Here is a 12,042-nt window from a genome sequence, read left to right as displayed (position 1 = left end):
GCAGATGGCTGGCCCGGCTGGTGTCCTCGCCGCGCTTGCTGGCGGCTTCGCTGGCTGCTTCGACTCCTGGGAATCCGTGGTCGCCTTCCTGTGCCTGCAGGACAGTGCGATCTCGCACGTAGAGGATGCCGGCCGCATCGCCCACGCCGGTATCGACCTGCCGATCGATCTCGCCGCCGTGCAGCCGCTGGAAGCGGTCATTGGCGAGTGCGATCTGCCGATGCTGCGCGAGCTCGGCGTGCCGCCCGGCGAGTGCGCGCAGCCGTTCTGCTTCCTGGTGCCGGCGGTGCCCTTCCGCGTGCTGTGGGAGCGGCTGCTGTGAGGCCATGAAGCCACGCGCGGATAGCCATGAATCCGTGCGGTAGCGCTATCATGTCCGTTCCCACTCAGGCGGTGCAGCCATGCAGACCTTCCATCAGCTGTTCGACGAAACCTCCTCCACCTTCACCTACCTGCTGATCGACGCCGCCACACGGGAGGCGCTACTGATCGATCCGGTGGATCACCAGCTAGACCGCGACCTGGCGCTGCTGCAGGCCAGCGGCGCCACGCTGGCGTGGGTGGTCGAGACCCATGCCCACGCCGACCACATCACCTCCGCGGGCCATGTTGCGCTGCAAACCGGCGCGCACACCGCCGCGCCCTCGGGCTGCGATATCCAGCCCGCGCAGAAGCAGCTGATCGACGGCGACACGCTGCGGTTCGGCACGCAGACGCTGCGCGCCATCCACACGCCCGGGCACACCGCCGGCAGCATGAGTTACCTGTGGGAAGAGCCCACCCCCGCCGGCGTGGTGCGCCGCATCTTCACCGGCGACGCGCTGCTGATCGACGGCTGCGGCCGCACCGATTTCCAGTCCGGCGATGCCGGCACGCTATACGACAGCCTCACGCAGAAACTCTTCGCGCTGCCCGACGACACCGTGGTCTATCCCGCCCACGACTACAAGGGCCGCACCGAATCCACCATCGGCCAGGAGCGCGCGCACAACAGCCGCGTGGCCGGCCGCACGCGTACCCAGTTCATCGAGATGATGGCGCAGCTGAACCTGCCGAAGCCCAAGCTGATCGACGTGGCCGTGCCCGCGAACCAGCGGCTTGGCTTGCGCGATGGGGAGCAGGTCCCGCACGGGGCATAGGCGGGCGCCGCCGAAAGCGCATTGGCCACGGCAAGATAATGCAGACAGGAGAGACAGGACATGGCCCAGTACACCGCAGAAATCCTATGGCTACGTGGAGAACAGGATTTCCTCGGCAACCGCTACAGCCGGAAACACACGCTGCGATTCGATGGCGGCATCGAGGTGCCGGGTTCGTCGTCGCCGCATGTCGTGCCGCTGCCCATGTCGGAGGCCGCGGCGATCGATCCTGAAGAGGCCTTCGTCTCCGCACTGTCCAGTTGCCACATGCTGTGGTTCCTGTCCATCGCCGCCAAGCACAAGTTCTGCGTGGACCGCTACTTTGATGCGGCAGTCGGGACCATGGCGAAGAACGCGGAAGGCAGGATGGCCATCACGGTGGTCACGCTAAGACCCGAAGTCACCTTCTCCGGGGAGCGGCGACCGAGCCGCGATGAAATCGCCCACCTGCATCACACGGCGCACGATGCGTGCTTCATTGCGAACTCGGTCAAGTCGGAGGTGCGCTGCGAGCCGGTGTACGTGGGCGCGCAGGCCTGATATCGCGGCGCCAGCGCAGGAACGGCGCGCGACAGGGGCAATGGGATGCGACTGCCACGCCAGGTGGCAGCGGTTGAGGATCGGCGTCGGCTTCCGGCCTCGCGGTGCGGACCGGGCTAGTCCCAGATGCAGCGGACCGCCGCCGCGGCGATCACCGGCACGGAAAGGACCAGCGGAATCGCGAAGTAAGGCACCTCGAAATTCACGACATGTTCATAGATGAGCCAGCCGATGCCGATGGCTAGCGTGACCAGTCCGACAATCGCAGCGAGAGCGTTCACGGCCCGGTCCGAAGGACGTCCGCGCGTCCGTTCTGCTTTGGTGGAAAGCGCTTTCATCGTAGCTCCGAAGGTTGTCGTCACGGGCATCTGATGCGTTAATTCTAGTCCTGCTCCGCCGGTTTGCGCGGGTTGCCTGCACGTGGTAACCGTAGCGCGCTCAGGTCGCCCAGCTATCGCAAGTCTGCCGCACCGTTTCGCGCAGACTCCGCGTGCTGGCGTCGATCTGGCGCACGCGCTCGGCATCGCCGTTGCGGCTTTGCGCCAGCGCGCGGATATTGGCCAGCGCATCGAGCGATCCCAGCGCTTCGGCATGGGGGACCAGCGCATCGCAGATCGAGATGATGTGATCCGCGATCGGCATGCGCGTGAGCTCGTTGGGATGCACATACTCGCCTTCCAGCCCGAAGCGGCAAGCCTGGAAGCGGTTGAAAGTGTAGACGAGGTAGTCGTCTTCCTGCGGCATGAAGGGGCGCGAGAGGAGCAGGTAGCGCGCAAGCGCCTGGATGTAGGCGGCGATATCGCAAGCACGGCCCACCGTGAGCGGCGTGTCCATCACGCGGACCTCGATGGTGCCGAACTCGGGCTTGGGACGGATATCCCAGTAGAAGTCCTTCATGCTCTCGATCACGCCGGTCTTGCGCATCTTCTCGAAGTAGGCGGTGAACGCATCCCAGGTGAGCAGGTGCGGCGCGCGCCCGCTCATGGGGAAGGCCGCGACCGAGTTCAGCCGCGCCGAGGCGAACCCGGTGTCCACGCCCTGCACATAAGGCGACGAGGCGGCCAGCGCGATGAAGTGCGGCACGTAGCGGCCGATGGCATGGAGCAGGAACAGCGAGTCGTCGGCGCTCGGGCAGCCGATATGCACGTGCTGGCCGAACACCGTGAACTGCTTGGCCAGGTAGCCATAGAGTTCGGAGATGTACTGGTAGCGCGGCGAATCGGAGATGGTGCGGTCGGCCCACTGCTGGAAGGGATGGGTGCCGCCGCCGCAGATGCCTAGGTTGAGCGAACGCGAGGCATCCACCATCAGGTCGCGCATGGTGCCGAGTTCGTCCAGCGCCTGTGCATAACTCGTGCAGATGCCGGTGCTGATCTCGATCATCGAGGGGCTGATCTCAGGCTTGATGTCGCCGGCATGCTGCGCGCCTTTCAGCGCACGCAGCAGGTCCGGCGCGAACGGCGCCAGGTCATAGTCGTGACGATTGACGAGTTGCAGCTCCAGTTCCACGCCGAAAGTCAGCGCTTCGGAGTGCTTGAACGGTTCGAGTGACATCAGCGCCCTCCTCCATTGCTTCTGACCTCGCCCGCAAAGCGAAGTGCCCAGGCCGCCATCGTGGGCCCCATCAATTGTTCGATCGCCAGCGTGCACAGGATAATGGCCGCCAGCGGCTCGCCGGTGTTCGGATACAGCAGCGCGACATCGCTCATCAACAGGTACGCCAGACCCGACATGGGCGCCAGCGCGAGACCGAGCGCCACGCACTGCTTCAGGCTCAGGCCCGAGAAGGAGCCCAGCGAGACCACGCCCACCAGCTTGGCGAAGTGGCGCAGCAGTACCAGCACACAGGCGGCGCCGCCGCCGATGGCCCAGTCGTGCGCGGTCAGCGGCAGGCCGAGCGACACCACCATCACGATGATCAACAGGCTGCCCGCGCTGCCGAAATGCGCCGGCCACACGCGCGGCTGGCTGTCCTGGTGCTTGAAGACGACGCCGGCCAGCATCAGCGTGAGCGGCATGGAAAGCTTGAGTACGCGCGTGAGCGCCAGCGTGAGCAGCACCAGTCCCACCAGCACCAGGAAGCTGTAGTGATCGTCCGAGGCCATGCGTGCGTAGATGCCGTGCCCGAGCTTGCCGACGATCCAGGCCAGCAGGCAGGATCCCACCAGCAGGTAGAGCGGATGCAGCAGCGCGGCGCCGAGATTGCCGTATTCGGAATGCAGCCAGCCCGTGGCCAACTGGACGATGGTGGCGGCGTAGATGCTGTTCAGGGCCGCCATGGCGAGCAGCCGTTCAGTCACCTGCCCTTCCGCGCGCAGTTCATTCTTGAGTTGCAGCACGATGGTCGGCGAAGTGCTGACGGCGATACCGCCGGCCAGGATGGCCACGGCCGGGCTCACGCCGATCCATTGCAGCACGGTGGCCACCAGGCCCCAGGTCAGCAGGCTTTCAAAGGCACTGGTGAAGAGCAGCCAGCGGTTAGCCCGCAGCCAGGTGAGCGAGAGCCGGTGCCCCAGTTCGAACAGCGCCAGCGCCAGCGCCATATCGATCAGGACGCGGCTCTGCGCGATCATGTCTTCGTCCACGATGCCGCGGCCAAGCATGCCGGCCAGCAGGCCCGCGGCGGCATAGCCGACGATCCGGGGCAGCCGCAGGTACGTGCGGCATATCTCTCCCGCCAGGCCGGCGCCCACCAGCGCCAGCCCGACCCAGAAAAGCCCGCCCGGTACCAGGGGCAGGCTTGGAAACAATTGGCTTAGTCCATTCATGGGCTACATGGTAACGGAGGCGCACGAAAATCCCTGTCGGATTTTGTCCGACAGAGAATGGAATTTGCAGGCAACGTGATGCGTTCAGGCGTAAAAAAACGCCATCTTACCGGGATGGCGTTTTTTTTTGCATCAGGGTCGGAGCGCTTCCGTACAGACGCTACACGCCCCAGAACTTCCATGCCGGCCGGGTCGCGCGCAAGCTGGCTTCCACGCGAGCGTACAGTGTGCGCGATTTGCCCTGCGCGGCGCCACCCGCGCGGGCCTTCTCGAAATAGCCCAGCGCGGTCTCGCGTTGCTCCAGCCCGAGCGCGGCCTCGACGGCACCGAGATAAGCATCGCCTTCCCAGCCGTCGCGCGCGGCAAAGGCCGCCTGGAAATCCGTCAGCGCCTCGGCGTACTGCTTCTCGCCGGTGCGGATCAGGGCACGCTGCAAACGCGGGAAAGCCTGGTCACGGGGGTCGTCGGCAGTCAGCCCGATGGCTTGCTCGAACAGCGGCAGTGCACGGTCGGGGGCGCCAAGGTCACGCCAGATCATGCCGAACTCGTTGCACAGCCACGCGTCCTCGATCAGCAGCGCGCGGCGTTGCAAAGCCTCGATCTCGGCCAGCGCATCGGTACGGTCATGCTGGTCCATGCCGCCCGTGGCATTGCGCAGCAGCCCGGCGAAGTGGGCGCGGGCGTGCGCCAGCGCGTGCGCGGCCTGGCTGCGCTCTTCCACTGGCAGGGCATCGGCGCGGGCATCCATATGCGCCAGCGCATCGCGGGCTGCCGAAGTCACTTCCGCACCGCCGATCGCCTTCCAGGTGCTCATCAGCCGGCTGAAGATCCAGCCCACATTGGCGGGATCGCGCTCCAGCGGGTAGCGATTGAGGACATCGCCCGCCACTTCCACGGCTTTCTGGTGCTGGCCGGCGGCCTCCAGGCATTCGAGCAGGTCGATCCAGTGCTCGATGAATTCGCTGACCGCGATGCCCTTCTCGTGCAGGGCGATGCGCTCGGCGAGGTTGGCGGCACCTTCCAGCCGGGTGGCCAGGTTGTGGCACAGCATCGAATAGATATGCGGGTCGGCGTCGTCGTAGCCGCCCTCGCCGCTGGCAAAGTACGACTCGAAGCGCGCCACGCCCAGGCGATACGCCTTGATCAGGTGCGGCGTCAGCGCGGCCTCGGCGGCCGGCACGGCATCCATGAACTCGGCCAGCGCCACGCCGGCGTTGTAGTAGCCGGTCGCGTCGGTGGCGTTCTCCACGAAAGCGAAGCGCAGCCACGGCTCGGCTTCACCGGACTGGTGGCGCCATTCCAGTTCGCGCACCTGCGCCTTCGGGTCCGGCGCCTGGCGCTGGTAGGTGGCGAAGTCGTCCCAGGCGCCGTCCAGCTCGCCGGCCCGGTAGCGCAGCGGGGCACGGATGCGGCGGGCTTGCGGATGGTCCGGCTGGCTGGCCAGCACGATCCCCGCCTGTTCGGCGGCCAGGGCGTCGCCCGCGGCTTCGTCGAGTTCGAGCAGTTCGGGGTTGTCCAGGCCGATCCGTGCCAGGCACAGGCGCAGCATCGGCTCGGCCTGCTCGCCGGCGGCGTTCACGTGGGCCACTGCCTGGCCCAGAATGTCAGCGGCGCCCAGGTCGGGGGCGCGGTACAGCAAGTCGTACCAATAAGCGCCAGCCCGGGCGAAATCCCCCAACCGGTAGTGCACCAGGCCCGCATGCAGGCGCGCGCTCCACTCCCCCGAGGACAAGCCGTTGCGCAGCGCCGCTTCTTCCAGCCAGGGCAGCGCCTCCTGAGGGCGGTCCATCCCCAGCAGCAGCATGCCGTAGCGATGCGCGATCACGCCGCGCGAGGACCAGCGGTGCGCCGGATGCAGCGGCAGACCGGGCAGCTTCGCCAGCGCGGCGTCGAGCACGGCGAAAGCCTGCTGCGCGTCGCCGCGGTCATAGTGCAGGCGTGCCCGCAGGCAATCGAAATCCACCACTTGCGGCTGCGCCTGCGAGAGCTGGTCGAGGATGACCAGCGCTTCATCGTAGCGCTCGGCGTTGGCTAACTCGATGGCGTGGTCGTAGCTGACTTCCTGCACGGACACGGACTGCTCCTTCTGGGTGGATGTGCGAGTGCGGGATTATGCGCCATCGCGGCCCCCTCCCGCACGTGAGAAAAAGGGGGGAGATTCCCGTCGCAAGCACGATACTGGTCAGCGGCGTCGCCCCGATGTACGCAGAAACGGCAACGCCACCCAAAGGTGGCGTTGCCGTTTCGCCACTGGGCGCGAGCCCAGGCCGGGTGGCTTACTTGCCGCCAACCGTCTCCAGCACGGTCCACTTGCCGCCAACCACCTTGTAGACGGTGATACCGCCGTCCTTCAGGTCGCCACGCGCGTCGTAGGCCAGTGTCTTGGTGGTCACGCCTTGCATGTTGGTGGCCGCCAGCACCGGCAGGTAGCGCGCCGGATCGGCCGAACCGGCCTTGATCATGGCGGTCATCATGGCCGTGGCGCCGTCATAGGCGTACGGCGAGTAGGTCTGCACCTTGCCGCCGAAGCGCTTCTCGTACTTCTTCTCGTAGGTGGCGCCACCGGGCATCTGCTCCAGCGGCAGGCCGGCCAGCGATACTACCGTGCCCTCGGCGGCAGGGCCGGCCAGCTTCAGGAAGTTGTCGGTCTTCGACATTTCGCCCGATACCACCGGCGACTTCATGCCGAGCTCCTTGACCTGCTTGGCCATCGGCGCGGATTGCGTTTCCGCGCCGCCGAAGAAGATCACGTCCGGGTTGCTGCGCTTGATATTGGTCAGCACGGCCTTGAAGTCCACCGCCTTGTCGTTGGTGAACTCGCGGCGCACGATCTTGCCGCCTGCAGCCTTGGCCGCCTTCTCGAACTCGTCGGCAAGGCCCTGGCCGTAGGCGGTGCGGTCGTCGACGATGGCGATGTTCTTGGCGCCCAGCTTCTTCACCACGAAAGCACCGATCACCGAACCCTGCTGGGTGTCGGAGGTCATCATGCGGAAGGTGGTCTTGAAGCCCTGGCGGGTGTACTCGGGCGCGGTGGCCATGGCGATCTGGGGAATGCCGGCGCGGTTGTAGACCATCGAAGCCGGGATGCTGGTGCCCGAGTTGAAGTGGCCCAGCATGCCCTGGACACCGTTGTCCACCAGCTTTTGCGCCACGACCGAGCCGGTCTTGGGGTCGGCCGCGTCGTCTTCGGAGAGCAGTACGAACTTGACGTCCTTGCCGCCGATCTTGGGCTTGGTGGCGTTCATTTCCTCAATGGCGAGGACGATGCCGTTTTGCATGTCCTTGCCGTATTGCGCCTGGCCGCCGGTCATCGGCGCGGCAAAACCCAGCTTGATTTCCTGCGCCTGGGCGAAGGCGGCCGAGGTGGCGCACAGGCCTGCAACGGTCAGGGCAACGGTCAGGGCCGTCTTGTGGAAAGTCGAGTTCATCAGTTCTCCTTGGTGGCTTTTGGATAGCCTTGCTGCGCTTTTGGACGCGTCCGGGTGTGGCGCGAAACGCTCCCCGATTTTTCAAATACGCGAGGTCTGCGGGATCGCCGCTGCCTCGCGTCGCTTCGATCGACGGCCGGCCGGTCAGCCGATCGTCATCAAACTGGCATTGCCGCCCGCCGCCGCCGTGTTGACGGACAGCGAACGCTCGATCAACAAACGCTCGATGGCCACATTCGGTTCACCGTGAGCCAGGCCTTGCACCGAAATGATCRGACCCTGACGCGTGGCCAGTTTCTCGCACACGGTGCGCAACTGGTCGGAATCGCCGTGGTGCAACACCGCATCGAAATTCGTGTCGCCGGCAGCCCAGTCGGGCACCAGGCGGACGCGCGATTGTACTGCCTTGGGCAGCCGTGCAAACAGCGCCCGCGCCATGGGGCTTTCGGGCCATACTGCCTGGCTGCCGGCGGCCAGCACCGCTGCCAGCTGGGTGGCCAGGTCGGCCTCCTGCTGGGCCAGGCACAGCACGGCCGCGCGCGGCAGCAGCGTATAGGTGTTGCGTTCGCCGGTCGGGCCGGGCAACGTGACCGACAGGCCGGCTGCCGAGGCGGCCGCAAAGCGTTCGCACACCGTCGCCAGTTCGGGGAGTGCCGCGCTCTCGTGCTGGGCCCATTCCTTGAGCGTAGCCAGTGCATCGGCCAGCGCGCGGCGCACCGGGCTGGTTGCATCGGCGCCGCCGAGCGTATCGGAGGCGCGCACCACGCGGGCCACGGCGTCCTGCGGGCAGACCGATAGCAGGCGGTGCAGGTAGAGCGGGCCGCCGGCCTTGGGACCGGTGCCGGACAGGCCTTCGCCGCCAAAGGGCTGCACGCCGACCACCGCGCCGACGATATTGCGGTTGACGTAGAGATTGCCCACCTCCGCCCGCTCCACGATGTGTTCAATGGTCTCGTCGATACGGGTATGGATGCCCATGGTCAGGCCGTAGCCGGTGCCGTTGATCTGATCAAGCAAGGTGTCGAGCCCGGTGCGCGGATAGCGCACCACGTGCAGCACGGGGCCGAAGACTTCGCGCTGCAACTCCTCGATGCTGTCGAGTTCGATCAGCGTCGGCGACACAAAGGTGCCGTTGCGGCAGGCGGCGCTGGCCGCGCCGTTCGGATCGGCCTGGTGGACGCGGCGGCCCTTGGCGCGCATGGCGTCGATATGGCGCACGATATTGTTGCGCGCTTCCTCGTCGATGACCGGTCCGACGTCGGTCGACAGCCGGTCCGGGTTGCCCATGGTGAGTTCGTCCATGGCGCCCTTGAGCATCTCCAGCACGCGGTCGGCCACTTCTTCCTGCAGGCACAGCACGCGCAGCGCGGAGCAGCGCTGGCCGGCGGAGTCAAAAGCGGAATTCACCACATCGCCCACCACCTGTTCCGCCAGCGCGGAAGAATCGACGATCATCGCGTTCTGGCCACCGGTCTCGGCGATCAGCGGCACCGGGCGGCCGGCGGCGTCCAGCCGGCCGGCCACGCTGCGTTGCAGCAGGCGCGCCACTTCGGTGGAGCCGGTGAACATCACGCCCTTGACGCGGGCGTCGCCCACCAGCGCGGCGCCCACGGTCTCGCCACGGCCCGGCAGCAACTGCACCGCGCCGGCCGGCACGCCGGCTTCGCGCAGCAGGCGCACGGCCTGGGCAGCGATCAGCGGGGTCTGCTCGGCGGGCTTGGCCAGCACCGTATTGCCGGCGGCCAGCGCGGCAGCGACCTGGCCGGTAAAGATGGCGAGCGGGAAATTCCACGGGCTGATACAGACCACCGGCCCCAGCGGGCGGTGGGTATCGCTGGAGAAGGTCTCGCGTACCTGCGCGGCGTAGTAGCGCAGGAAGTCCACGGCCTCGCGCACTTCGGCGATGGCGTTGGAGAAGGTCTTGCCGGCCTCGCGCATGATGATGCCCATCAGGGACTGCATCTGCGCTTCCATCAGTTCCGCCGCGCGTTCGAGCGCGACCGCACGGACGTCCGCCGGGGTCGCCTGCCAGATCGGCGCGGCATTGACGGCGGCCTGCAGCGCGGCTTCCACCTCGGCCATGCTGGCTTCGGTGACATGGCCGACCACGTCACGCAGGTCGGACGGATTGCGCACAGGAGCGGGCTGGCCGGCGTCCGCGCCGGCAGCGGCTTCCACGCCCAGCAGCGGCACGGCACTGACGGCCTCGCTGGTACCGGCCAGCAGCGCCGAGGACAGCGAGGCAAGGCGATGTTCGTTGGAAAGGTCGATACCGGCGGAGTTGGGCCGCGATTCGCCATAAAGGCTGCGCGGCTGCGGGATACGCGGATGCGGCAGACCAAGCGCGCCTTCGTCGGCGTGCATGCGCTCGACCACGGTGACCGGATCGGCCACCAGTTCGTCCAGCGAGATGGTGTCGTCGGCGATGCGGTTCACGAAGGACGTGTTGGCGCCGTTTTCCAGCAGGCGGCGCACCAGGTAGGCAAGCAGCGTCTCGTGCGTGCCTACCGGCGCGTAGATGCGGCATGGACGGTTGAACTTGCCGTCGGCCAGCGGGCCGACCACCTGGTCGTACAGCGGCTCGCCCATGCCGTGCAGGCACTGGAACTCGTACTGGCCGGGATAGTAATTGTGGCCGGCGATCTGGTAGATGGCCGCCAGCGTGTGGGCGTTATGGGTGGCGAACTGCGGGTAGATGGCGTCCGGCACCGACAGCAGCTTGCGCGCGCAGGCCACGTAGGACACGTCGGTATAGACCTTGCGGGTATAGACCGGATAACCCTCCAGCCCGTCCACCTGGGCGCGCTTGATCTCGCTGTCCCAGTACGCGCCCTTGACCAGACGGATCATCAGGCGGTGGCGGCTGCGGCGTGCCAGGTCGATCAGGTAGTCGATCACGAAGGGGCAGCGCTTCTGGTAGCCCTGCACCACGAAGCCGATGCCGTTCCAGCCAGCCAGCTCGGGCTCGAAGCACAGACGCTCCAGCAGGTCGAGCGAGATTTCCAGGCGGTCGGCTTCCTCGGCGTCGATATTGATGCCGATGTCGTACTGCCGGGCCAGCAGGGTCAGGGACTTGAGGCGGCCATACAGTTCGCTGACCACGCGCTCGTGCTGCGCGCGGCTGTAGCGTGGATGCAAGGCCGAAAGCTTGATCGAGATGCCGGGGCCTTCATAGATGCCGCGCCCGCGCGAGGCCTGGCCGATGGCGTTGATGGCCTGCTCGTAGGAGGCCAGGTAGCGCTGCGCGTCGGCCTCGGTCATGGCCGCCTCGCCCAGCATGTCGTAGGAGTAGCGGAAGCCCTCGGCCTCGTACTTGCGTGCGTTGGCGAGCGCCTCGGAAATGGTCTCACCGGTGACGAACTGCTCGCCCATCAGGCGCATCGCCATGTCCACGCCCTTGCGGATCAGCGGCTCGCCGCCCTTTCCGATGATGCGGGTGAGCGCCTTGGACAGACCGGCCTCGGTATGGGTGGCCACCAGCTTGCCGGTGAACAGCAGGCCCCAGGTCGCGGCGTTGACGAATACGGACGGGCTCTGGCCCAGGTGCGACTGCCAGTTGGCGCCGCTGATCTTGTCGCGGATCAGCGCGTCGCGGGTGGCCTTGTCGGGAATACGCAGCAGCGCTTCGGCCAGGCACATCAGCGCCACGCCTTCCTGGGAAGACAGCGAGAACTCCTGGATCAGACCCTGTACCAGCCCTTCCCGGCCCGTGCCGACCTTGCGTTCGCGCAGCCGCGTGGCCAGGGTCCGGGCCATGGCCAGGGCGGCTTCGGCCTGTTGGTGCGGCAGGCGGGCCTGTTCCAGCAGCACCGGCACGCACTCGGGTTCCGGGCGGCGGTAAGCAGCGGTGATGGCGGCACGCAGCACCGACTGCGGCTGCACGCTCTGGGCAAACTCCAGGAAGGGTTGCACCGCGCCTTCGCCGGTCCCCGCGTCGAAGCCGTCGGCGCCATCCGCCGCACCCTCGCCCCCCATGCCCGCGGCACTGGTCTCATGCGGGACGTTGCCTCGCTCGACCTGCTCCAGATACGTAAATATTGCCTGCTTGATCAGCCAGTGCGGCGTGCGGTCGATTGACTGGGCAACGCGCTTGAGGCGCTCGCGGGAGGCGTCGTCGAGTTTGACGCCAAGGGTGGTGGTGGCCATGCGCTTGATTCTCCGTAAGAC

Annotated in this window: 9 protein-coding genes; 3 read left to right on the top strand and 6 right to left on the bottom strand. The window is 66.8% G+C overall.

Features of this window, described 5'->3' with window-relative positions; translation table 11 throughout:
* Positions 1-4: 4 nt before the first annotated feature.
* The 3 genes from AC1DT6_RS05625 to AC1DT6_RS05615 all read left to right on the top strand — a co-directional run bounded on the left by AC1DT6_RS05625 (position 5) and on the right by AC1DT6_RS05615 (position 1,679).
* Positions 5-322 (top strand): hypothetical protein, encoded by a 318-nt coding sequence (locus AC1DT6_RS05625; protein WP_441632258.1) that lies wholly within the window; start codon positions 5-7, stop codon positions 320-322.
* A 79-nt stretch (positions 323-401) separates the two neighbouring features.
* The gene (locus AC1DT6_RS05620) at positions 402-1,139 is read left to right on the top strand and encodes an MBL fold metallo-hydrolase (protein WP_441632256.1); all 738 of its coding nucleotides are present in this window, start codon (positions 402-404) and stop codon (positions 1,137-1,139) included.
* Positions 1,140-1,199: 60 nt separating this feature from the next.
* Complete coding sequence (locus tag AC1DT6_RS05615) at positions 1,200-1,679, top strand: OsmC family protein (RefSeq protein WP_441632254.1); 480 nt, start codon at positions 1,200-1,202, stop codon at positions 1,677-1,679.
* 116 nt (positions 1,680-1,795) lie between these two features.
* Here the strand turns inward: AC1DT6_RS05615 and AC1DT6_RS05610 are convergent, their stop codons facing one another.
* The 6 genes from AC1DT6_RS05610 to putA all read right to left on the bottom strand — a co-directional run bounded on the left by AC1DT6_RS05610 (position 1,796) and on the right by putA (position 12,021).
* On the bottom strand, positions 1,796-2,017 hold the full coding sequence (locus AC1DT6_RS05610) for a hypothetical protein (RefSeq protein ID WP_441632252.1): 222 nt from the start codon (positions 2,015-2,017) through the stop codon (positions 1,796-1,798).
* Between the two features lie 100 nt (positions 2,018-2,117).
* Positions 2,118-3,233, bottom strand: coding sequence for a YbdK family carboxylate-amine ligase (locus tag AC1DT6_RS05605; protein ID WP_441632251.1), 1,116 nt, complete (start codon positions 3,231-3,233; stop codon positions 2,118-2,120).
* Positions 3,233-4,447 carry a cation:proton antiporter gene (locus AC1DT6_RS05600; protein WP_441632249.1) on the bottom strand — a complete coding sequence of 405 codons (1,215 nt, stop codon included), beginning with the start codon at positions 4,445-4,447 and terminating at the stop codon, positions 3,233-3,235. The genes AC1DT6_RS05605 and AC1DT6_RS05600 overlap by 1 nt, the downstream gene beginning before the upstream one ends.
* Positions 4,448-4,607: 160 nt before the next feature.
* Positions 4,608-6,521 carry a tetratricopeptide repeat protein gene (locus AC1DT6_RS05595; protein ID WP_441632248.1) on the bottom strand — a complete coding sequence of 638 codons (1,914 nt, stop codon included), beginning with the start codon at positions 6,519-6,521 and terminating at the stop codon, positions 4,608-4,610.
* A gap of 202 nt (positions 6,522-6,723) precedes the next feature.
* Positions 6,724-7,875: a branched-chain amino acid ABC transporter substrate-binding protein gene (locus AC1DT6_RS05590; RefSeq protein ID WP_045242258.1), complete on the bottom strand. Its 1,152-nt coding sequence runs from the start codon at positions 7,873-7,875 to the stop codon at positions 6,724-6,726.
* 144 nt (positions 7,876-8,019) lie between these two features.
* The gene (gene putA, locus AC1DT6_RS05585) at positions 8,020-12,021 is read right to left on the bottom strand and encodes a trifunctional transcriptional regulator/proline dehydrogenase/L-glutamate gamma-semialdehyde dehydrogenase (protein WP_477114544.1); all 4,002 of its coding nucleotides are present in this window, start codon (positions 12,019-12,021) and stop codon (positions 8,020-8,022) included.
* Positions 12,022-12,042: the final 21 nt, after the last annotated feature.

It is taken from the genome of Cupriavidus sp. 01L45 (assembly GCF_056399885.1).
Note: the sequence above shows the minus strand (reverse complement) of the source record. Positions and strands in the feature narration are given on the sequence as shown.

Coding starts and splice junctions, on each gene's coding strand:
- AC1DT6_RS05615 (WP_441632254.1), top strand. CDS start 1,200: ATGGCCCAGTACACCGCAGAAATCCTATGGCTACGTGGAGAACAGGAT.
- AC1DT6_RS05610 (WP_441632252.1), bottom strand. CDS start 2,017: ATGAAAGCGCTTTCCACCAAAGCAGAACGGACGCGCGGACGTCCTTCG.
- AC1DT6_RS05600 (WP_441632249.1), bottom strand. CDS start 4,447: ATGAATGGACTAAGCCAATTGTTTCCAAGCCTGCCCCTGGTACCGGGC.
- AC1DT6_RS05620 (WP_441632256.1), top strand. CDS start 402: ATGCAGACCTTCCATCAGCTGTTCGACGAAACCTCCTCCACCTTCACC.
- AC1DT6_RS05605 (WP_441632251.1), bottom strand. CDS start 3,233: ATGTCACTCGAACCGTTCAAGCACTCCGAAGCGCTGACTTTCGGCGTG.
- AC1DT6_RS05590 (WP_045242258.1), bottom strand. CDS start 7,875: ATGAACTCGACTTTCCACAAGACGGCCCTGACCGTTGCCCTGACCGTT.
- AC1DT6_RS05625 (WP_441632258.1), top strand. CDS start 5: ATGGCTGGCCCGGCTGGTGTCCTCGCCGCGCTTGCTGGCGGCTTCGCT.